Origin of the sequence: Streptomyces sp. NPDC020747, assembly GCF_044334695.1 — a bacterium.
Classification (GTDB): Bacteria; Actinomycetota; Actinomycetes; order Streptomycetales; family Streptomycetaceae; genus Streptomyces.
The window spans coordinates 156,177-176,413 of sequence record NZ_JBIRTJ010000010.1 but is presented as its reverse complement, the minus strand read 5'-3'; the positions used below and the strand labels follow the sequence as shown (position 1 = coordinate 176,413).

Below are 20,237 nucleotides of genomic sequence, written 5' to 3'. Positions count from 1 at the left end.
CAGCGACCCCTTACAGCTTCATCAGGCTGGCGTCGTCGACCGAGGCCGAGTGGCGGGAACGGAACAGCGACACGATGATCGCGAGCCCGACCACGACCTCCGCGGCGGCGACGACCATCGTGAAGAAGGCGATGATCTGGCCGTCGAGATTGCCGTGCATCCGGGAGAAGGCGACGAACGCGAGGTTGCAGGCGTTGAGCATGAGCTCGATGCACATGAACACCACGATCGCGTTGCGCCTGATCAGGACGCCGGTGGCGCCGATCGTGAACAACAGGGCGGCGAGGTAGAGGTAGTTGACGGGGTTCACTTCGCGGCCTCCTCTTCCCGCTCTTCGCGGCCGAGCCGCTCCTCGGAGCGCTGCTCCAGCGCCTTGAGGTCCTTGATCGCCTCGTCCGACACGTCACGGATCTGGCCGCGGTCACGCAGTGTCTTGATGACCGTGAGCTCGGACGGGGTGCCGTCCGGCAGGAGGCCGGCGATGTCCACCGCGTTGTGCCGGGCGTAGACGCCGGGGGCGGGCAGCGGCGGGAGCTGCTTGTTCGCCCGCACGCGCTCCCCGGCCAGTTCGCGCTGGGTCTTGGCCCGCTCGGTGCGCTCGCGGTGGGTGAGCACCATGGCGCCGACTGCGGCTGTGATGAGCAGGGCGCCGGTGATCTCGAAGGCGAAGACGTACTTCGTGAAGATGAGGGCCGCCAGACCCTCCACGTTGCCACCGGAGTTGGCCTGGGTCAGGCCGTTGAACTCCGAGAGCGACGCGTTGCCGATGCCCGCGCAGAGCAGGATCCCGAAGCCGAGGCCGCACAGGAGGGCCAGCCAGCGCTGGCCCTTGATGGTCTCCTTCAGGGAGTCCGCCGCGGTGACACCGACGAGCATGACCACGAAGAGGAACAGCATCATGATCGCGCCGGTGTAGACGACGATCTGGACGATGCCCAGGAAGTACGCGCCGTTGGCGAGGTAGAACACCGCCAGGATGATCATGGTCCCGGCGAGGCAGAGCGCGCTGTGCACGGCCTTCTTCATGAGGACGGTGCACAGGGCGCCGATCACGGCGACGGTGCCGAGGATCCAGAACTGGAAGGCCTCGCCGGTGGACGTCGAGTAGGCCGCGAGGGAGGTGGCGTGGGCGGCGACCTGCGCGCTCATGCGTCCACCTCGTCTTCCTCGGGCTTCTCTCCCTTGGAGACGGCGACTTGGGGCACCGTGCCGGGCGCGGCCTCCGTGACCAGGCCCCGGTAGTAGTCGCCCTCGTCCATGCCCGGGAAGATCGAGTGCGGTGACTCGACCATGCCCTCCTCAAGACCGGCGAGCAGCTGCTCCTTGGTGTAGATGAGGTTGGCGCGGCTGCTGTCCGCCAGCTCGAACTCGTTGGTCATCGTCAGCGCGCGCGTGGGGCACGCCTCGATGCACAGGCCGCACAGGATGCAGCGGGCGTAGTTGATCTGGTAGACGCGGCCGTACCGCTCCCCCGGGGAGTAGCGCTCCTCCTCGGTGTTCTCCGCGCCCTCCACATAGATGGCGTCCGCGGGACAGGCCCAGGCGCACAGCTCGCAGCCGATGCATTTCTCCAGGCCGTCCGGATGGCGGTTGAGCTGGTGCCGGCCGTGGAACCGCGGGGCGGTGGTCTTCTGCTGCTCCGGATACTGCTCGGTCAGCCGCTTCTTGAACATGGCCTTGAAGGTCACGCCGAAGCCTGCGACGGGATTCTGGAAACCGGGTTTGGTCTCCTTCTGCTCATCAGCCATCGGACGCCTCCTTTCCGTCACGAGGTCCATCGGTTCCGTCACTGTCAGTATTCACGCCACCACTGACAATCAACTCCCGCTCCCGGCGCGGACGTCGCCGGGGCACCGGCGGCAGCTCCTGTCCGGGCAGCGGCGGTACGGGGAATCCGCCCGCCATCGGGTCGAAGGCGACGGGTTCTTCCGGCGTCTCCTGGGCGTCCTTCCGGTCGCGGTACATGTCGGCGATGAAGGACAGCAACAGCAGGACAAGGACCGCGCCCGCCACGTACAGGGCGATGTCGGCGAAGTCGTAGTTCTCGTTCCGCAGGGTCCGTACGGTCGCGACGCACATCAGCCAGACCACGGAGACCGGGATGAGGACCTTCCAGCCGAGCTTCATCAGCTGGTCGTAGCGGACGCGGGGCAGCGTGCCGCGCAGCCAGATGAAGAAGAACAGCAGCAGCTGCACCTTGATGACGAACCAGAGCATCGGCCACCAGCCGTGGTTCGCGCCCTCCCAGAAGGTGCTGACCGGCCAGGGAGCCCGCCAGCCGCCCAGGAAGAGCGTCACGGAGACCGCCGAGACGGTCACCATGTTCACGTACTCGGCGAGCATGAACAGCGCGAACTTGATGGACGAGTACTCGGTGTTGAAGCCGCCGACCAGGTCGCCCTCGGACTCCGGCATGTCGAAGGGGGCGCGGTTGGTCTCGCCGACCATCGTCACGATGTAGATCAGGAACGACACCGGCAGCAGGATGATGTACCAGCGGTCCTGCTGCTGCGCGACGATCTCCGAGGTCGACATCGAGCCGGAGTACAGGAACACCGACGCGAACGCGGCGCCCATGGCGATCTCGTACGAGATCATCTGCGCGCAGGAGCGCAGACCGCCGAGGAGCGGATACGTCGATCCGGAGGACCAGCCCGCGAGCACGATCCCGTAGATGCCCACCGAGGCGACCGCAAGGATGTAGAGCATCGCGATCGGCAGGTCGGTGAGCTGCATCGTGGTGCGCTGGCCGAAGATCGAGATCTGGTTGTCGGCCGGCCCGAAGGGGATCACGGCGATCGCCATGAAGGCCGGGATCGCGGCCACGATCGGCGCGAGGATGTAGACGACCTTGTCCGCGCGCTTGACGATCAGGTCTTCCTTGAGCATCAGCTTGATGCCGTCGGCGAGCGACTGGAGCATGCCCCAGGGGCCGTGCCGGTTGGGGCCGATGCGCAGCTGCATCCAGGCGACGACCTTGCGTTCCCACACGATGGAGAACAGCACGGTGATCATCAGGAAGGCGAAGCAGAAGACCGCCTTGATGACGACGAGCCACCAGGGGTCGCGGCCGAACATGGAGAGGTCCTCCGCGGCCAGGTACACGGGCGCGGCGAGGTTTCCGGTCATGCCTCCACCTCCTTGGGGGTCTCGGCGGCGAGCGTCGCCGGGCCGATGCGGACGAGCGCGCCGGGCAGCGCGCCCGTGTCCGAGGCGACGCCTCCCCCGGCGGAGTTCAGCGGGAGCCAGACCACGCGGTCGGGCATCTCCGTGATCCGAAGGGGAAGTTCGACCACTCCGGAGGGGCCGGTCACGGCGAGCAGGTCGCCGTTCTTGACGCCCGCCTCGGCGGCCGTGGCGGCCGACACGCGCGCGTGTGCGGCATGCCGCGTCCCGGCGAGCGCCTCGTCGCCCTCCTGGAGACGGCCCTGGTCGAGCAGCAGCCGGTGTCCGGCGAGCACCGCCTCGCCCGAGGCGGGCCGCGGCAGCACGGCCGCGGTCTCCACGGGTCCGGTGGCCCGCGGGCCGTCCCAGGTGCCGAGCCGGTCCAGCTCCACGCGCGCGGTGCGCAGGTCCGGCAGCCCCAGGTGTACGTCCATGGCGTCGGCCAGCATCTGCAGGACGCGCCCGTCGGTGGGCGACACCCGGCGGGTCAGCTGCTCGGGCTTGAGCGCGGACTCGAAGAGGCGTGCGCGGCCTTCCCAGTTGAGGAAGGTGCCCGCCTTCTCGGCGACCGCGGCCACCGGGAAGACGACGTCCGCGTGTCCGGTGACCTCACTGGGGCGCAGTTCCAGCGACACCAGGAAGCCCACCGCGGAAAGTGCTTCACGCGCGCGTGCCGGGTCGGGAAGGTCGGCGACCTCGACGCCCGCGACGACGAGCGCGGAGAGCTCTCCGGTGGCGGCGGCCTCGACGATCTGTCCGGTGTCGCGGCCGTGGCGGTGCGGCAGCGCGGCGATTCCCCAGGCCAGCGTGACCTCGTCCCGCGCGCGCGGGTCGGTGGCCGGGCGTCCGCCGGGCAGCAGCGAGGGCAGCGCCCCCGCCTCGATCGCGCCGCGCTCCCCGGCCCGGCGCGGGATCCACACCAGCTGGGCGCCGGTCGCGGTGGAGGCCCGTACGGCGGCGGTGAGCCCGCCCTCCACGGCGGCCAGCCGCTCGCCGACGACGATCACGGCGCCCTCGGTGCGCAGCGCCTCGGCGGCCTTCGCCCCGTCGCCCTCCAGGCCGGTCCCGGAGGCGAGCGCGTCCAGCCACTCGGTCTCGGTGCCGGGGGCGGCCGGCAGCAGTGTGCCGCCCGCCTTCTCCAGGCCGCGGGTGGCGTGTGTGGCCAGCGAGAACGTCTTCTGCCCGTGTCCCCGCCAGGCCTTGCGCAGCCTCAGGAAGACACCGGGCGCCTCCTCCTCGGACTCGAATCCGGCGAGCAGGACGGCGGGTGCCTTCTCCAGTGCGGTGTACGTGACGCCCGTACCGTCGAGGTCACGTCCGCGTCCGGCGACCCGGGCGGCCAGGAAGTCGGCCTCCTCGCCGCTGTGCACGCGCGCGCGGAAGTCGATGTCGTTCGTGTCGAGGGCCACGCGCGCGAACTTGCTGTACGCGTAGGCGTCCTCGACGGTCAGCCGGCCGCCGGTGAGGACGGCGGACCGGGAGCGGGCGGCAAGCAGCCCCTGGGCCGCGGCCTCCAGGGCCTCCGGCCAGGAAGCGGGCTCCAGCTCACCGGACTCGCCGCGCACCAGGGGGGTCTGCAGCCGGTCCCGCTGCTGGGCGTACCGGAAGCCGAACCGCCCCTTGTCGCAGAGCCACTCCTCGTTGACCTCGGGGTCCGGGGAGGCGAGGCGCCGCATGACCTTGCCGCGTCGGTGGTCGGTGCGGGTCGCGCAGCCGCCGGAGCAGTGCTCGCACACCGAGTGCGACGAGACGAGGTCGAACGGCCGGGAGCGGAAGCGATACGCCGCCGACGTCAGCGCGCCGACCGGGCAGATCTGGATGGTGTTCCCGGAGAAGTACGACTCGAAGGGGTCGCCCTCGCCGGTACCGACCTGCTGGAGCGCGCCCCGCTCGATCAGCTCGATCATCGGGTCGCCCGCGATCTGGTTGGAGAACCGGGTGCAGCGGGCGCACAGCACGCACCGTTCGCGGTCGAGCAGCACCTGGGTGGAGATCGGGACGGGCTTCTCGTACGTGCGCTTCTTGCCGTCGAAGCGGGACTCGGAGTAGCCGTGCGACATGGCCTGGTTCTGCAGGGGGCACTCGCCGCCCTTGTCGCAGACCGGGCAGTCCAGCGGGTGGTTGATGAGCAGGAGCTCCATCACACCCTTCTGGGCCTTCTCGGCGACAGGAGAGGTGAGGTGGGTCTTGACGACCATCCCGTCCGTACAGGTGATCGTGCAGGACGCCATGGGCTTGCGCTGGCCCTCGACCTCGACGATGCACTGACGGCAGGCACCGGCCGGGTCGAGGAGCGGATGGTCGCAGAACCGGGGGATCTCGATGCCGAGCTGTTCGGCGGCGCGGATGACCAGGGTGCCCTTGGGCACGCTGATCTCGACGCCGTCGATGGTCAGCGCGACGAGATCCTCCGGCGGAACCGCAGCCTCCCCGCCTCCGGAGGGAGCGCTCGTGGTTACCGTCATGCGTTCACCTCCGTGTGCTTGTCCTTGTCGGCCCAGGCCGTCGACTTGGCGGGGTCGAAGGGGCAGCCCCGGCCGTTGATGTGCTCCTCGTACTCCGCGCGGAAGTACTTGAGCGAGGAGAAGATCGGCGAGGCGGCGCCGTCGCCGAGGGCGCAGAAGGACTTGCCGTTGATGTTGTCGGCGATGTCGTTCAGCTTGTCGAGGTCGGACATGACGCCCTTGCCGGCCTCGATGTCGCGCAGCAACTGCACGAGCCAGTACGTCCCTTCGCGGCAGGGCGTGCACTTGCCGCAGGACTCGTGGGCGTAGAACTCGGTCCACCGCGTGACGGCACGGACGACGCAGGTCGTCTCGTCGAAGCACTGGAGTGCTTTTGTGCCGAGCATGGAACCCGCGGCGCCCACTCCTTCGTAGTCAAGAGGGACGTCGAGGTGCTCGTCGGTGAACATCGGGGTCGAGGAGCCGCCCGGCGTCCAGAACTTGAGGCGGTGTCCCTTCCTGATGCCGCCGCTCATGTCGAGGAGCTGACGAAGCGTGATGCCGAGCGGGGCCTCGTACTGGCCGGGGCTGGTGACATGGCCGCTGAGGGAGTAGAGCGTGAAGCCCGGGGACTTCTCGCTTCCCATCGACCGGAACCATTCTTTGCCCTTGTGGAGAATCGCGGGAACCGACGCGATGGACTCGACGTTATTCACAACAGTCGGACAGGCATAGAGGCCCGCGACGGCAGGGAAAGGGGGACGAAGTCGCGGCTGTCCACGGCGGCCTTCGAGCGAGTCGAGCAGCGCGGTCTCCTCACCGCAGATGTACGCGCCCGCGCCCGCGTGCACGGTGAGCTGGAGATCGAGTCCGCTGCCCAGGACGTTCTCACCGAGGTAGCCCGCCGCGTAGGCCTCGCGGACGGCCTCGTGCAACCGCCTCAGCACGGGGACCACTTCACCCCGCAGATAGATGAAGGCATGCGACGACCGGATCGCATAACAGGCGATGACAATGCCCTCAATGAGGCTGTGCGGGTTCGCGAAGAGAAGCGGGATGTCCTTACAGGTTCCCGGCTCCGATTCGTCGGCGTTGACAACTAGATAGTGAGGCTTTCCATCACCCTGGGGAATGAACTGCCACTTCATTCCGGTGGGGAATCCCGCGCCGCCGCGGCCGCGCAGACCGGAGTCCTTCACGTACGCGATGAGGTCGTCCGGTGACATCGCGAGCGCCTTGCGCAGGCCCTCGTACCCGTCGTGCCTCCGGTACACGTCCAGCGACCAGGACTTGTCCTCGTCCCAGAAGGCGGACAGCACCGGTGAGAGCAGCTTCTCGGGGCTCGTTTCTCCGCCGGTCTCCGGCCGGGAGGTGCCCCCGTATTGAGTGGACAAGGTCATCACTCCCCCTCCTCGGCAGCGGGCCCGGCCGGGTGGGACGGGTCGGAGGCCGACGTGTCCTGCGGTGCGTCGTGCGAACTGAGGTGCTCGGACGGGGACGGGTCGTGCGGCGGCTCGTCCTGGGGAGCGCCGGACCCTCGCGGGTGCACCACGCGCGCGGGGCCCGTCTCCCCCTTGGCCAGCCGGAGGCCGATCAGCGAGGCGGGGCCCGCGCCGCCGCTCGCCTCGACCGCGCCCTCGCGCTCGTCGGGGAAGCCCGCCAGGATGCGGGCGGTGTCCTTGAACGTGCACAGGGGGGCACCGCGCGTCGGCTCGACCCGTGTTCCCGCGCGCAGGTCGTCGACGAGACGCTTCGCGCTCGCCACGGTCTGGTTGTCGAAGAACTCCCAGTTGACCATCACGACCGGCGCGAAGTCGCAGGCCGCGTTGCACTCGATGTGCTCCAGGGTGACCAGGCCGTCGTCGGTGGTCTCGCCGTTGCCGACACCGAGGTGGTCCTGCAGTGACTCGAAGATCGCGTCGCCGCCCATGACCGCGCACAGGGTGTTGGTGCAGACGCCCACCTGGTAGTCACCGCTCGGCTTGCGCCGGTACATCGAGTAGAAGGTCGCGACCGCGGTGACCTCGGCCGTGGTCAGGTCCAGCATCTCCGCGCAGAACCGCTGCCCGGTGCGCGTGACATGGCCCTCCTCCGACTGCACGAGATGCAGCAACGGAAGGAGGGCGGACCGGGAGTCCGGGTAGCGGGCGATGACCTCGCGCGCGTCCGCCTCCAGCCTGGCTCGAACGTCGTCCGGGTAGTCGGGCGCGGGCAGTTGGGGCATGCCCAGGCTGACGCCCTGTGGCTGTACGCCCTGCTCGGAAGGAGTGGTGGTCACCGGTCGACGCCTCCCATCACGGGGTCGATGGACGCGACGGCGACGATGACGTCGGCGATCTGGCCGCCCTCGCACATCGCCGCCATGGCCTGCAGATTGGTGAAGGACGGGTCCCGGTAGTGGACCCGGTAGGGGCGGGTGCCTCCGTCGGACACGGCGTGCACCCCGAGTTCGCCCTTCGGCGACTCGACGGCCGCGTACACCTGTCCCGGCGGCACGCGGAACCCCTCAGTCACCAGCTTGAAGTGGTGGATCAGGGCCTCCATGGAGGTGCCCATGATCTGCTTGATGTGGTCGAGCGAGTTGCCGAGTCCGTCGGGGCCGAGCGCGAGCTGGGCGGGCCAGGCGATCTTCTTGTCGGTGACCATGACCGGGCCGGGCTGCAGCCGGTCCAGGCACTGCTCGACGATCCGCAGCGACTGGCGCATCTCCTCCAGACGGATCAGGAAGCGCCCGTACGCGTCGCATGTGTCGGTGGTCGGGACGTCGAAGTCGTACGTCTCGTAGCCGCAGTACGGCTGCGCCTTGCGCAGGTCGTGCGGCAGGCCGGCCGAGCGGAGGACCGGGCCCGTGGCGCCGAGGGCCATGCAGCCGGCCAGGTCGAGATGGCCGATGTCCTGCATACGGGCCTTGAAGATGGGGTTCCCGGTGGCGAGCTTGTCGTACTCGGGAAGGTTCTTCTGCATCTTCTTCACGAACTCGCGGATCTGGTCCACCGCGCCCGGGGGCAGGTCCTGGGCGAGGCCGCCGGGCCGGATGTACGCGTGGTTCATGCGCAGGCCGGTGATCAGCTCGTAGATGTCGAGAATGAGCTCACGGTCACGGAAGCCGTAGATCATGATCGTGGTGGCGCCGAGTTCCATGCCGCCGGTGGCGATGCACACCAGGTGCGAGGAGAGCCGGTTCAGCTCCATCAGGAGCACCCGGATGATCGTGGCGCGGTCCGGGATCTGGTCCTCGACGCCGAGGAGCTTCTCGACGGCCAGGCAGTACGCGGTCTCGTTGAAGAACGACGTCAGGTAGTCCATGCGCGTCACGAAGGTCGTGCCCTGTGTCCACGTACGGAACTCGAGGTTCTTCTCGATGCCGGTGTGCAGATAGCCGATGCCGCAGCGGGCCTCGGTGACCGTCTCGCCGTCGATCTCCAGGATGAGCCGGAGCACGCCGTGCGTGGACGGGTGCTGGGGGCCCATGTTGACGACGATGCGCTCGTCGTCGGCCTTGGCCGCGGTCTGGACGACCTCGTCCCAGTCGCCGCCGGTGACCGTGTAGACGGTGCCCTCGGTGGTCTCGCGCGCCGAGGCGGCAGATGCGTGCGACGTGCTCATGAGTACGACCTCCGCTGGTCCGGAGCCGGGATCTGGGCGCCCTTGTACTCGACGGGGATGCCGCCGAGGGGATAGTCCTTGCGCTGCGGAAAGCCCTGCCAGTCGTCCGGCATCATGATCCGCGTGAGTGCCGGGTGGCCCTCGAAGACGATGCCGAAGAAGTCGTACGTCTCGCGCTCGTGCCAGTCGTTCGTCGGATAGACCGTGACCAGGGACGGGATGCGCGGCTCGCTGTCCGGGGCGCTGACCTCCAGGCGGATCAGCCGGTTGTGGGTGATCGAGCGCAGGTGGTAGACGGCGTGCAGCTCGCGGCCCTTGTCCTGCGGGTAGTGGACTCCGCTCACGCCTGTGCAGAGTTCGAAGCGCAGGGCCGGGTCGTCGCGCAGGGTCTGGGCGACCTGGAGCAGGTGCTCGCGGTCGATGTGGAAGGTCATCTCGTCGCGGTCGACGATCGTCTTCTCGATCGCGTTCTCGGGAACGAGACCCTGTTCCTCCAGGGCGCCTTCGAGCTCGTCGGCGACCTCGTCGAACCAGCCGCCGTACGGGCGGGAGGCCGGTCCGGGCAGCCGGATCGAGCGGACCAGGCCGCCGTAGCCGGAGGTGTCCCCGCCGTTGTTGGCGCCGAACATGCCGCGCTGGACGCGGATCTCCTCGCCGCCGTCGCCTCGCTGGCCCGGGAGGTTGGAGGCTCCGAGGTCCTTCTCGGGGTTCACCCCGTTGCCGTTCGCGTCGCTCACCGCAGCAGGCCCTTCATCTCGATGGTGGGGAGCGCCTTGAGCGCCGCTTCCTCCGCCTCGCGGGCCGCCTCCTCGGCGTTCACGCCGAGCTTCGAGGACTGGATCTTCTGGTGGAGCTTGAGAATCGCGTCCACCAGCATCTCGGGCCGTGGCGGACAGCCGGGCAGATAGATGTCGACAGGGACGATGTGGTCGACGCCCTGCACGATCGCGTAGTTGTTGAACATGCCGCCCGACGACGCGCAAACCCCCATGGAGATAACCCACTTGGGGTTCGGCATCTGGTCGTAGACCTGCCTCAGGACCGGCGCCATCTTCTGGCTGACGCGTCCGGCGACGATCATCAGGTCGGCCTGGCGCGGCGAGCCGCGGAAGACCTCCATGCCGAAGCGCGCCAGGTCGTAGCGGCCCGCGCCCGTCGTCATCATCTCGATGGCGCAGCAGGCGAGGCCGAAGGTGGCGGGGAAGACGGACGACTTGCGCACCCATCCCGCGGCCTGCTCGACGGTGGTCAGCAGGAAGCCGCTCGGCAGCTTTTCTTCGAGTCCCATGCTCAGTGGCTCCTCTGTCCCCTATACGGGGCTCAGTCCCTTGCGGGGTTCAGTCCCATGCGGGTTTCAGTCCCATTCCAGGCCGCCTCGCCGCCACACGTAGGCGTACGCGACGAAGACGGTGAGCACGAAGAGCAACATCTCCACGAGCCCGAATACCCCGAGTGCGTCGAACGTGACGGCCCAGGGATAGAGGAAGACGATCTCGATATCGAAAATGATGAAGAGCATCGCCGTCAGGTAGTACTTGATGGGGAACCGCCCGCCGCCGGCCGGCGTGGGGGTCGGCTCGATACCGCACTCGTAGGCTTCGAGCTTGGCCCGGTTGTAGCGCTTTGGACCGATAAGCGTGGCCATGACCACGGAGAAGATCGCAAAGCCTGCTCCGAGGGCTCCCAGTACGAGGATGGGCGCATACGCGTTCACCGCTCCTCGCTCCTCTCAGTCGGCATTGACTGCTGGCGGTTACATCAGGCGTTGTTCCCTGCCCCACGTGCCCCATGAACCTCATGAGGCCCACGAGCTCCGTGCGGCTCCACGAAGATCGCGTACATGTGAAGCAGGTCACAAGCCCAACTGCCCCGCATCTTATGCCTGCGGGTCTGTGATCTGCGACACGGGGTACGACAACGTCTTTGTGATCTCCACCACCCGGCGAAGGATCATGAAGTCGGATGAGTGCCGATCTTCGTACGAGAAGCGTCCGAGTGATCACCAGAGGTGACATTTTCGCCCGTCATCGCTGGTCCAGGCCTCGGCGCACTATCAAGGCGGCGAGATCCAAGGCAAATTGGCGTTGGACATCGGCGCTTGATAGAGGAACTCGTTCACACTTCGGGGGGAGTTGGAGTGCCCGGTGTGGACGACCCGGGTGCGTGCATCCGTTCACGAGCGGAACGGAGTCCCCGCTCGCGAGCGAAAGGGTCGGCGGCCCGACCTCCACGGCTCCCCCGCCTCACGCGCGCGACACCGCCGCAGGGGCAGCCATTCCGTGACCTGCGTCACATTGGTAACAGCCGGGAAACAACGGGGCTTGGCCAACCGCTCCAACGAATGGTAGGTCGCGGGCAATTCGGACGTAACGCGGAAAGGGCGTGATCACAGGCTTCGCGGGTGGTGTCCGCAATGCCCGTTACGGCGTCAATAAGGAACGCCACGCCCGGGATTTGGGCGGCCCATTGAACAACTGTGGCGCACCACACGTTTCTTGAAGGTATGGAGGAGCCCCTGATACCGGTTGTCCCTATGTCCCACACCGCTCACATACGCAGCCACCGGAAACCCCGGCCTCGCAGCAGCTCGGCGCTCGCGATGCGCGCCGGAGTTGCCGGTGGCGTCCTCAGCACCCTGGCAGTGGCAGGTGCGGCCGGATCGGCGAACGCCGCCGAGCCGGTCACCCAGACCATGGAGCTGCCGACGCTCACGGCCGACATGACCGCCCAGGTCGCCGAGTCCGCGGAGGTCACCCAGCAGGCCGCGGCCGACTACCAGCTGCGTGCCGAGCGCGACGCGGCCGCCACCAAGGCCGCCAAGCAGGCCAAGTCGGACCTCGCCGAGGCCAAGAAGAAGGCGGAGGCCAAGCAGAAGGCCGAGGACGCCCGCAAGGCCGCCGCGGAGCGCGCCACCCGGTCGTCGGAGCGGACCACGCTCACCTCGACGTCCACGTCGGCCGACAGCGACGTCCCCGCCCCCGCGAGCGGCAGCGTCGGCACGGTCATCAACTTCCTCAAGGCGCAGCTCGGCGACGCCTACGTCATGGGCGCCAGCGGCCCGGACGCGTGGGACTGCTCCAGCCTGGTGCAGGCCGCGTACAAGCAGGTCGGCGTGGACCTGCCGCGCGTCTCCCAGGACCAGTCCGTGGCCGGCACCCCGGTCTCGCTGTCCAACGTCCAGGTCGGCGACATCCTGTACTGGGGTGGCGCGGGCTCGGCGTACCACGTCGGTGTCTACATCGGTGGCGGTCAGTACCTGGACGCCGCGAACCCCTCGAAGGGTGTCGTCATCCAGGACCTGTCGGGCTACCCGGCGAGCGGCGCGGTACGCGTGCTCTGACCTCGGTCACGCCTTCCCGGCCCCTGACCGGGCTTCTCCGGCCTCCGGCCACGCACTTTGAAGGGCCGCTCCCCCGACACGGGGAGCGGCCCTCAGGCGTGCCACAGCGGCCCCACCCGAACAACGGGCCCCGGGAAGCGGGCGTCCGCCCGCTTCCGGCCCGTCCGTGCGTCACGCCCTCGGGGCCACCTTGGTGAGGCCGTTGATGATGCGGTCCATCGCGTCGCCGCCCGTCGGGTCGGTCAGGTTGGCCAGCATCTTCAGCGTGAACTTCATCAGAACGGGGTGCGTGAGACCCCGCTGCGTGGCGATCTTCATGACCTTCGGGTTGCCGATGAGCTTCACGAAGGCGCGGCCCAGCGTGTAGTAGCCGCCGTAGGTGTCCTTGAGGACCTTCGGGTAGCGCTGGAGGGCGAGTTCGCGCTGGGCGGGGGTCGCCCGGGCGTGCGCCTGGACGACGACGTCGGCCGCGATCTGCCCGGACTCCATGGCGTACGCGATGCCCTCGCCGTTGAAGGGGTTCACCATGCCGCCCGCGTCGCCGACGAGCAACAGGCCCTTCGTGTAGTGGGGCTGGCGGTTGAAGGCCATCGGGAGGGCGGCGCCCCGGATCGGGATCGTCATGTTCTCCGGGGTGTAGCCCCAGTCCGCGGGCATCGAGGCGCACCAGGCCTTCAGGACCTCGCGCCAGTCCAGCTCCTTGAAGGAGGACGTGGTGTTGAGGACGCCCAGACCGACGTTCGACGTACCGTCGCCCATGCCGAAGATCCAGCCGTAGCCGGGCAGCAGCCGGTCCTCGCCCGGCCCGCGCTTGTCCCACAGTTCCAGCCAGGACTCCAGGTAGTCGTCGTCGTGGCGCGGGGACGTGAAGTACGTACGGACCGCGACACCCATCGGACGGTCCTCGCGGCGGTGCAGGCCCATCGCCAGGGACAGCCGGGTCGAGTTGCCGTCGGCGGCGACCACCAGGGGCGCGTGGAAGGTGACCTCGCGCTTCTCCTTGGAGTCGGCGTCGCCGAGCTTCGCGTGCACACCGGTGATCCGGCCCGTGCGGTCGTCGATGATCGGGGCGCCGACGTTGCAGCGCTCGTGCAGCCGCGCGCCCGCCTTCTGCGCCTGCCGGGCCAGCTGCTCGTCGAAGTCGTCCCGCTTCCGTACGAGTCCGTAGTCGGGGTAGGCGGCGAGATCCGGCCAGTCCAGCTGGAGGCGGACGCCGCCGCCGATGATGCGGAGCCCCTTGTTCCGGAGCCAGCCCGCCTCCTCCGAGATGTCGATGCCCATCGAGACGAGCTGTTTGGTGGCGCGCGGTGTCAGCCCGTCACCGCACACCTTCTCCCGCGGAAACGCGGTCTTTTCGAGGAGCAGGACGTCCAGTCCGGCCTTGGCCAGGTAGTACGCGGTGGTGGAACCGGCTGGCCCGGCCCCGACGACGATCACATCGGCGGTGTGTTCGGAGAGGGGCTGGGACTCGGTCACTGCGGGTTCTCCCCAAGTCTCGAAGGCTCTAGGTCTCTAGGTCTCGAAGTGCGAAGTCTCGAAATCCGCGTGCTGAGGGGCACGGGACATGGGCAGTCTATGCAGCGGTACTGATCACCTGGCTGAAGGGCTGCCCCGTGAACCGAGCTCTCCCCGTGGTACACCTGCGCGTCCCGACCGATGAGGACGCGTTCGCCTGGCACCGGGTCTTCGACGACCCGGACGTGATGGAGTTCCACGGCGGAAAGCCGGCCGAACTGTCCTTCTACGAGGAACTGACGGCCAGGCAGCGGCGGCACGACGCCGAGTACGGCTTCTGCTTCTGGACCATGCTCGACGAGGAGGGCCAGGTCATCGGCTTCACCGGCGCCCAGCCGTGGCCGCGCGAGTGGGGACCGAAGGGCGAGATCGAGATCGGCTGGCGGCTCGGGCGCAAGCACTGGGGCAAGGGATACGTCACCGCGGCCGCGCGGATCACGCTGGAGAGGGTGCGCGCGACGGGCGTACCCAGCGTGGTGGCCATGGTGAACTCCCGCAACGAACGCTCGATCGCGGTGACCAGACGCCTCGGCATGGAGCTCGCCGAGACGTTCACGACGGAGGCGTCGGACCAGCTGGGGCAGTGCTACCGGTTGGCTCTCTGACGGTTTCCCCCCGGTTTCCGACACCTTCCGGCACGGCTCGGCAGGGCTTACCCTGCCGGTACCGCTGGGGGTGACGTCTGTGCGCATACCACGCAAGACACCCGAAGTGCGCGTACCGCGGCTCGTCGGTCTGATGGCCGTGGACGCGCGCGAGACGGCCGAGGCGCGTGGGGTGCTGCTCGCCGCGCCGGATCGGCCCGACTTCCATCTGACCGTCGTCGACTACGTCGTACGCCAGTACCCGTTGCCCGGGTCCGAGGTGCCCCGGGGTGCGGTCGTCACCGTGTGGTTCGACTTCGGGGAGGGTGAAGGCGGGGGCGGGGCCGGTGTGCGGGAGCCCCGGCGGGGTGGGCCGCCGGCCGGGGGGCTGTACCGGGAGCTGGACGAGCCGGGGGATCCGTTTGCCGTGCTGCGGTAGTTGAGAAGCGGCTTACGGGGTCTGCTTGTAACCCCTGTGCAGGGCCACGACCCCGCCCGTCAGGTTGCGCCAGGCCACCTTTGACCAGCCCGCCTTGGTGAGGCGTTCGGCGAGGGCCCGCTGGTCGGGCCAGTCGCGGATGGACTCGGCGAGGTAGACGTACGCGTCGGGGTTGGAGGAGACCGCGCGGGCCACCGGCGGGAGGGCGCGCATCAGGTACTCGGTGTAGACCGTGCGGAAGGGCGCCCAGGTCGGATGCGAGAACTCGCAGATCACGACGCGCCCGCCGGGCTTGGTCACCCGGTACAGCTCGCGCAGCGCGGTGTCCGTGTCCTGCACGTTCCGCAGGCCGAAGGAGATCGTCACCGCGTCGAAGGTGTCGTCCTTGAACGGCAGCTTCGTGGCGTCGCCCGCGGTGAGCGGCAGCCAGGGGTGGTTCTTCTTGCCGACCTTCAGCATCCCGAGGGAGAAGTCGCAGGGGACGACGTACGCACCCGTGCGCGCGAAGGGCAGCGAGGAGGTGGCCGTGCCCGCCGCCAGGTCGAGGATCTTCTGGGCGGGCCGCGCGTCGACCGCCTTCGCGACCTCCTTGCGCCACACCCGGTCCTGGCCGAGCGACAGCACGTCGTTCGTCAGGTCGTAGCGTTCCGCCACGTCGTCGAACATCGAGGCGACTTCGTGCGGCTGTTTGTTCAGGGATGCGCGGGTCACGCTCCCATTGTGGCAGTACGGACCGGGTGACTCTCCAGCACCCGGCCCGTACGCCGGTCAAAAGGCCGCCGTGAGTACGGCTCTCGCAACGCTCCTCAGGGCAGCAGCCTCGGCTTCTTCTTCGCCGCCACGTCCTCCACCCAGCCGCAGAGCAGGATGAACACGGCGATGAGGATCCAGCCGATGCCGAACATGAACCACTGGCTCTCCAGCGGCAGATACGTCTCGAAGGCCGGCACGTTCCAGAACTGGTCGATCAGCGGGACGGCCAGGATCAGTGCGATCTCGTGCCAGAGGTAGAGGGTCACGGCACGGGCGTTGAAGATCGTGACGATCCGGTCGAGGCGCCTGAAGCGGGCCAGCCCGGCGAAGTCGATCCGGAAGTGCGCCTTGGCGTACATCAGGAGCGTCACGAACCCCGCCGACCAGAAGGCCTGCGCGAGCGGGATGTCGTCGAGGTCGTACGAGCCCGTCTCGGCCTGGTGCGTGAAGGCGTACCAGCCGGCGTAGCCGATCGCGGCGAGCGAGAGGACGACGACGGCGAACGGCTTGAGCCGTTGCAGTACGCCGTCGCGGTGCGCGAAGCCGAGGATCCAGCAGAAGAGGAAGGTGGCCAGGTCGGTGAGCGCGCTCCCGAAGCGGTCGTCCGGCGGCTCCCACAGGAAGTGGACGACCAGGATCGGGGCGAGGGAGAGAACGAGCACCGCGACCGGGGCCAGCCGGAACACCCTCAGGAGAAGGGGCGACAGCAACACGAACCACAGGTATGTCCGCAGGTACCAGAGGATCTCCCAGGCCTGCTCGCCCCACGCGTTGCCCGGCGGGTCGCCGAGCGGCACGATCCAGTAGACGATCTGCCAGCCGGGCATCCAGTCGTGGATCAGCATCGCGACCACGACGAAGAAGCCCCAGAACCAGAAGGGCGGCAGGAGCCGGCGGATCCGGCTCCTGATCACCTTGAGGGCGGGCCGCTCCAGCGACTTCGCCATCAGTGTGCCGGCCAGCGCGAACATGATCCCCATGGAGGGGAAGACCATGCCCGCCCAGGCCCAGCCGAAGGTGTGGTACGTGACCACGCGGACGAGCGCGACCGCGCGGAGGGTGTCGAAGTAGCGGTCGCGGCCGACGGGCTTCGGCGGCGCGTCCGGGGCCGGTTCGGGCGCCGGATCCGGATCCGGCGCGGGGTACGCAGTGTGGTCCGCCGACGCCTGCTCCGGTACGTACTCCGGTGCGTACCCCTGCTGGTCGCGGTCGACGTACTGCTCGGGGTACGGCCGGCCACCGTACTGCGGCTGCCCGTACGGCTGTTGCTGCCGACCGTACCCGTACCCGTAGTCGTAGTCGTAGCCCTGTGGTTGCTGTGGATGCTCCTGCGGGTAGCCCGATTGATCCGTCCCCCAGCTCATCAGCCGACCCCCGCCGGTGTGCCGACCTCGCCCGTACGCTTCAGTTTCTGCCAGCGCAGGCGGCCGCCGGTGAGGGCGGTGATGCAGGAGTGGATGAGGACGAGGTACATCATCTGCCGGTACGCGAGTTGCTGCAGCGGCATCATCAGCAGGTAGCGGTACTTCTCCCGGTCCAGCCGGAACGCGTAGGCCGCGCAGACGAGTTGGACGCAGAGGACCGCCAGCCAGGCGAGCAGGGCCGCCTTGAAGTCGATGAAGATCATCGAGTAGAGGGTGAACACGTCGATGAGCGGGGCGAAGACCGGCGTGACGATCTGGAAGATGACGACCAGCGGCATGCCGACCCGGCCGAAGCGGCCCGAAGGACCCTTGTCCGTAAGGGACTTGCGGTGCTTCCACAGCGCCTGCATCGTCCCGTACGACCAGCGGTAGCGCTGCGACCACAGCTGCTTGAGCGAGGCGGGCGCCTCCGTCCAGGCCCTGGCGTGCTCCTGGTAGACGACCCGCCAGCCGCCGCGGTGCATCGCGATGGTGATGTCGGTGTCCTCCGCGAGCGTGTCCTCGCTCATGCCGCCGACCTCCAGGACCGCGTCCCGGCGGAACGCGCCGATCGCACCCGGGATGGTGGGCATGCAGCGCAGCAGGTCGTACATGCGGCGGTCGAGGTTGAAGCCCATCACGTACTCGATGTGCTGCCAGGCGCCAATGATCGTGTTGCGGTTGCCGACCTTGGCGTTGCCCGCGACCGCGCCGACCTCCGGGTCCGCGAAGGGCTGGACGAGCTGGTGGACGGCGTCCGGCTCGAAGACGGTGTCGCCGTCCATCATCACGACGATGTCGTAACTGGCGCTGCGGACGCCGTTGTTGAGGGCGGCCGGCTTGCCCGCGTTCTCCTGGCGGATGACCCGGACGTTCGTCATGCCGAAGGACCGTGCCGCATCGCGCGCGATCCGGGACGTGTCGTCCGTCGAGCCGTCGTCGACCACGATGATCTCGATCGGGTGGGTGCTCTTCGCCAGCGACTCAAGGGTGTTGGCGATGCACTCCTTCTCGTTGTACGCGGGCACGATCACGCTGACCGGCTGTGTGACGGTCGGCCCCCAGCTGAACCGGTGTTTGTTGCGCTGCCGGTAGTGCCTGCGGGCGAGGATCAGCATCATCCCGAAGCGGCCCATGACGGCGACGCCGACGACGGCGAGCCCGGTCGCGAGCCCCGGTACGGTCCACTCGGCGACGGCGACGGCCGCGACGAGGGCCTTGCCTTCGTAGAGGGTGGTGCCGGTGGCCGTGCGGTGGGCGGCCTGGAGGCTGTTGACTCCCCCCGCCTGTCCCGCCTGTCCCGACTGACCGGGCTGCCCCGACTGATCAGGCTGCTGGCCCTGTTGGTCCTGTTGGGCGCCGGGGGCCTGGCCGCCGGCCTGCTCACTCTGCCCGGCCTGCTCACCCTGTTCACCGGCGGGCTGCTGGCCGCTCTGACCGTTCTGGCCGTTCGTCTGCTGGATCGCGCCGCTGATGGTGGTGAAGGTGTAGCCCTTCGCCTTCATCTTCTTGATGTACGTCCCGAGCGCCTTGACCGTCTGTGAACGCTCGCCGCCCGCGTCGTGGAAGAGGACGGAGGCGCCCTTGTTCTTCGTCGGCGTGGCCCACTTGATGATCTTCGAGACGCCCGGCCGCTTCCAGTCGTCGCTGTCGGTGTCGACGAAGACGCTGGTGTAGCCCTCCTCGCCGAGCTTCTTGTAGACGGGCCAGCTGTAGTTGTCGATGGCGTCCGCCTCGGAGGAGTACGGAGCGCGGAACAGCGTGGTCGTGATGCCCGCCGCACCCGCGAGCGCGAGTTGCGTCTGGTCCATCTCGCGGGCGATCCGGTCGTCGCTCTGGTACGAGAGGTCGACGTGCGTGAAGGTGTGGATGCCGATCTCGTTGCCCTGGTCCACCAGGTTCTTCACGATGCTCGGATAGCGCGACACCATCGAGCCGACCACGAAGAACGTGCCCGGGACGTCGTTCTCCTCCAGGATCTTGAGGATCTGTGGAGTCCAGGTGGGGTTGGGGCCGTCGTCGAAGGTGAGCGCGATGGTCTTCTCGGGGACCGACTGGCTCTCGGCCTGTCCGCCCCGGAAGGAGAGGATCGGCCCGCCGTCGAGGACCTTGTCGGGGACCTTGCTGGAGCTGGCGTTGCTGCGTACACGCTCGTCGCCGCCGACCTCGGCACGCAGATAGCCGTCGAGCAGCATCACGCTGGTGAGTGCGAGAAGGAGCAGCAGGGCGAGGATGACACGCGGTTTCTGCAGCGCCGCGGCCTTGCCCGCGGCCCGTGTCATCCGGGACGGGGCACGCCTGCGGCCGCGCGAGGGCGTCGTAGTAGCCATGAGTGTGAGTGCGTTCCGGTCAGTTGGCGCCCGCGGCCGCCGAGGCGGACGCGGACGGAGCGGAGACGGAGGCGGGGTCCGCGGATGCCGACGGGACGGCGGTGGGCGCGGCTCCGGCCGGCGGTGCGCCGGTGGCGACGCCTGTGGGCGGGGTGCCGGTGGGCCGCGTTGGCGGGCTGCCGGTGCCGCCCTGCGGCTGGACACCGCCGCCGGGCCGGGAGTTCTGGTTGCCGCCCGGGCCGCCGCCCCCGAAGGGCAGCAGCGAGGACGGGGAGAGTGAGGGGCCCCAGCCCATGAACGCCATGCCGAGCACGACCGCGTACCCGATGCAGACGACACCCAGGAGGAGACCGATCCGGCGCAGCAGCTTCGCTCTGCGCCCGGAGTTGTCAACGAACACGGGACCGTCTTCGGATCCCTTGGACCCGAAGGACCCGTTGGACCCGTTGCCGCGTTTGCGGCGGCGGCCGCGGCCGTGGCCGGCGGCGCGGGATTCGATGGCAGGCTCGGAATGCATTCCCCGGATATTAGGCAGCCTTTATGTGTCCGAAACTCTGATTTTGTTGTGAGACGGCCATGAGAATTGCCTGATCCTGTCGTTTCCCTGAGAGAGTTCCGCTCGACTTCGTGGACCGCGGACGCCTGTGAGACGTTTTCA

At 68.5% G+C, this 20,237-nt stretch carries 19 protein-coding genes; 3 read left to right on the top strand and 16 right to left on the bottom strand.

All coding sequences use genetic code 11. The features are described from left to right. Positions 1–10: 10 nt before the first annotated feature. The 11 genes from nuoK to ACH4YP_RS25955 form a co-directional block, all read right to left on the bottom strand. The gene (gene nuoK, locus ACH4YP_RS26005; RefSeq protein WP_003974374.1) at positions 11–310 is read right to left on the bottom strand and encodes an NADH-quinone oxidoreductase subunit NuoK; all 300 of its coding nucleotides are present in this window, start codon (positions 308–310) and stop codon (positions 11–13) included. After that, positions 307–1,149 carry an NADH-quinone oxidoreductase subunit J gene (locus tag ACH4YP_RS26000; RefSeq protein WP_398492809.1) on the bottom strand — a complete coding sequence of 281 codons (843 nt, stop codon included), beginning with the start codon at positions 1,147–1,149 and terminating at the stop codon, positions 307–309. Before ACH4YP_RS26000 ends, nuoK begins: the two co-directional genes overlap by 4 nt. Next, positions 1,146–1,748 (bottom strand): NADH-quinone oxidoreductase subunit NuoI, encoded by a 603-nt coding sequence (gene nuoI / locus ACH4YP_RS25995; RefSeq protein WP_361055008.1) that lies wholly within the window; start codon positions 1,746–1,748, stop codon positions 1,146–1,148. The genes ACH4YP_RS26000 and nuoI overlap by 4 nt, the downstream gene beginning before the upstream one ends. Continuing rightward, positions 1,741–3,129 (bottom strand): NADH-quinone oxidoreductase subunit NuoH, encoded by a 1,389-nt coding sequence (gene nuoH / locus ACH4YP_RS25990; protein WP_055610922.1) that lies wholly within the window; start codon positions 3,127–3,129, stop codon positions 1,741–1,743. Before nuoH ends, nuoI begins: the two co-directional genes overlap by 8 nt. Then, positions 3,126–5,630: an NADH-quinone oxidoreductase subunit G gene (locus ACH4YP_RS25985; protein WP_398492806.1), complete on the bottom strand. Its 2,505-nt coding sequence runs from the start codon at positions 5,628–5,630 to the stop codon at positions 3,126–3,128. Before ACH4YP_RS25985 ends, nuoH begins: the two co-directional genes overlap by 4 nt. After that, the gene (gene nuoF, locus ACH4YP_RS25980; RefSeq protein WP_361055002.1) at positions 5,627–7,009 is read right to left on the bottom strand and encodes an NADH-quinone oxidoreductase subunit NuoF; all 1,383 of its coding nucleotides are present in this window, start codon (positions 7,007–7,009) and stop codon (positions 5,627–5,629) included. The genes ACH4YP_RS25985 and nuoF overlap by 4 nt, the downstream gene beginning before the upstream one ends. Then, on the bottom strand, positions 7,009–7,833 hold the full coding sequence (gene nuoE, locus ACH4YP_RS25975) for an NADH-quinone oxidoreductase subunit NuoE (protein WP_398492981.1): 825 nt from the start codon (positions 7,831–7,833) through the stop codon (positions 7,009–7,011). The genes nuoF and nuoE overlap by 1 nt, the downstream gene beginning before the upstream one ends. Before the next feature lie 50 nt (positions 7,834–7,883). Then, positions 7,884–9,215 (bottom strand): NADH-quinone oxidoreductase subunit D, encoded by a 1,332-nt coding sequence (locus tag ACH4YP_RS25970; RefSeq protein WP_361054999.1) that lies wholly within the window; start codon positions 9,213–9,215, stop codon positions 7,884–7,886. Beyond that, the gene (locus ACH4YP_RS25965) at positions 9,212–9,952 is read right to left on the bottom strand and encodes an NADH-quinone oxidoreductase subunit C (RefSeq protein ID WP_361054996.1); all 741 of its coding nucleotides are present in this window, start codon (positions 9,950–9,952) and stop codon (positions 9,212–9,214) included. Before ACH4YP_RS25965 ends, ACH4YP_RS25970 begins: the two co-directional genes overlap by 4 nt. Next, positions 9,949–10,503, bottom strand: a complete 555-nt coding sequence (locus ACH4YP_RS25960) for an NADH-quinone oxidoreductase subunit B family protein (protein ID WP_307523713.1) — start codon at positions 10,501–10,503, stop codon at positions 9,949–9,951. The genes ACH4YP_RS25965 and ACH4YP_RS25960 overlap by 4 nt, the downstream gene beginning before the upstream one ends. A gap of 66 nt (positions 10,504–10,569) precedes the next feature. Then, entirely contained in the window at positions 10,570–10,929 is a 360-nt protein-coding gene (locus ACH4YP_RS25955; protein WP_033319564.1) for an NADH-quinone oxidoreductase subunit A, read from the bottom strand. Positions 10,930–11,718: 789 nt separating this feature from the next. Here ACH4YP_RS25955 and ACH4YP_RS25950 point away from each other — a divergent pair. Further along, complete coding sequence (locus ACH4YP_RS25950; RefSeq protein ID WP_361054991.1) at positions 11,719–12,555, top strand: C40 family peptidase; 837 nt, start codon at positions 11,719–11,721, stop codon at positions 12,553–12,555. A 171-nt stretch (positions 12,556–12,726) separates the two neighbouring features. On the opposite strand, the gene ACH4YP_RS25945 is transcribed toward ACH4YP_RS25950, so the two are convergent. Then, the gene (locus ACH4YP_RS25945) at positions 12,727–14,031 is read right to left on the bottom strand and encodes a geranylgeranyl reductase family protein (protein ID WP_398492803.1); all 1,305 of its coding nucleotides are present in this window, start codon (positions 14,029–14,031) and stop codon (positions 12,727–12,729) included. A gap of 137 nt (positions 14,032–14,168) precedes the next feature. On the opposite strand from ACH4YP_RS25945, the gene ACH4YP_RS25940 reads away from it, so the two are divergent. After that, on the top strand, positions 14,169–14,675 hold the full coding sequence (locus tag ACH4YP_RS25940; protein WP_398492801.1) for a GNAT family N-acetyltransferase: 507 nt from the start codon (positions 14,169–14,171) through the stop codon (positions 14,673–14,675). A 70-nt stretch (positions 14,676–14,745) separates the two neighbouring features. Then, positions 14,746–15,093 carry a PASTA domain-containing protein gene (locus ACH4YP_RS25935; RefSeq protein ID WP_373466232.1) on the top strand — a complete coding sequence of 116 codons (348 nt, stop codon included), beginning with the start codon at positions 14,746–14,748 and terminating at the stop codon, positions 15,091–15,093. 12 nt (positions 15,094–15,105) lie between these two features. Here ACH4YP_RS25935 and ACH4YP_RS25930 read toward each other — a convergent pair whose 3' ends face one another. From ACH4YP_RS25930 to ACH4YP_RS25915, 4 genes are all read right to left on the bottom strand, one after another. Next, on the bottom strand, positions 15,106–15,804 hold the full coding sequence (locus ACH4YP_RS25930) for a demethylmenaquinone methyltransferase (RefSeq protein ID WP_361054982.1): 699 nt from the start codon (positions 15,802–15,804) through the stop codon (positions 15,106–15,108). A 95-nt stretch (positions 15,805–15,899) separates the two neighbouring features. Then, the gene (locus tag ACH4YP_RS25925; protein ID WP_398492798.1) at positions 15,900–17,210 is read right to left on the bottom strand and encodes an acyltransferase; all 1,311 of its coding nucleotides are present in this window, start codon (positions 17,208–17,210) and stop codon (positions 15,900–15,902) included. Continuing rightward, a complete protein-coding gene (locus ACH4YP_RS25920; protein WP_398492796.1) occupies positions 17,210–19,579 on the bottom strand; it encodes a bifunctional polysaccharide deacetylase/glycosyltransferase family 2 protein in 2,370 nt (789 codons plus the stop codon). The genes ACH4YP_RS25925 and ACH4YP_RS25920 overlap by 1 nt, the downstream gene beginning before the upstream one ends. Before the next feature lie 19 nt (positions 19,580–19,598). After that, positions 19,599–20,096, bottom strand: a complete 498-nt coding sequence (locus ACH4YP_RS25915; RefSeq protein WP_398492794.1) for a hypothetical protein — start codon at positions 20,094–20,096, stop codon at positions 19,599–19,601. Positions 20,097–20,237: the final 141 nt, after the last annotated feature.

Excerpts from the sequence above, each read along its gene's own strand:
- ACH4YP_RS25920 (WP_398492796.1), bottom strand. The coding sequence starts at position 19,579 with ATGGCTACTACGACGCCCTCGCGCGGCCGCAGGCGTGCCCCGTCCCGG.
- ACH4YP_RS25960 (WP_307523713.1), bottom strand. The coding sequence starts at position 10,503 with ATGGGACTCGAAGAAAAGCTGCCGAGCGGCTTCCTGCTGACCACCGTC.
- ACH4YP_RS25915 (WP_398492794.1), bottom strand. The coding sequence starts at position 20,096 with ATGCATTCCGAGCCTGCCATCGAATCCCGCGCCGCCGGCCACGGCCGC.
- ACH4YP_RS25950 (WP_361054991.1), top strand. The coding sequence starts at position 11,719 with ATGGAGGAGCCCCTGATACCGGTTGTCCCTATGTCCCACACCGCTCAC.
- nuoI (WP_361055008.1), bottom strand. The coding sequence starts at position 1,748 with ATGGCTGATGAGCAGAAGGAGACCAAACCCGGTTTCCAGAATCCCGTC.
- nuoE (WP_398492981.1), bottom strand. The coding sequence starts at position 7,833 with ATGCCCCAACTGCCCGCGCCCGACTACCCGGACGACGTTCGAGCCAGG.
- ACH4YP_RS25970 (WP_361054999.1), bottom strand. The coding sequence starts at position 9,215 with ATGAGCACGTCGCACGCATCTGCCGCCTCGGCGCGCGAGACCACCGAG.
- nuoH (WP_055610922.1), bottom strand. The coding sequence starts at position 3,129 with ATGACCGGAAACCTCGCCGCGCCCGTGTACCTGGCCGCGGAGGACCTC.
- ACH4YP_RS26000 (WP_398492809.1), bottom strand. The coding sequence starts at position 1,149 with ATGAGCGCGCAGGTCGCCGCCCACGCCACCTCCCTCGCGGCCTACTCG.
- nuoF (WP_361055002.1), bottom strand. The coding sequence starts at position 7,009 with ATGACCTTGTCCACTCAATACGGGGGCACCTCCCGGCCGGAGACCGGC.
- ACH4YP_RS25985 (WP_398492806.1), bottom strand. The coding sequence starts at position 5,630 with ATGACGGTAACCACGAGCGCTCCCTCCGGAGGCGGGGAGGCTGCGGTT.
- ACH4YP_RS25925 (WP_398492798.1), bottom strand. The coding sequence starts at position 17,210 with ATGAGCTGGGGGACGGATCAATCGGGCTACCCGCAGGAGCATCCACAG.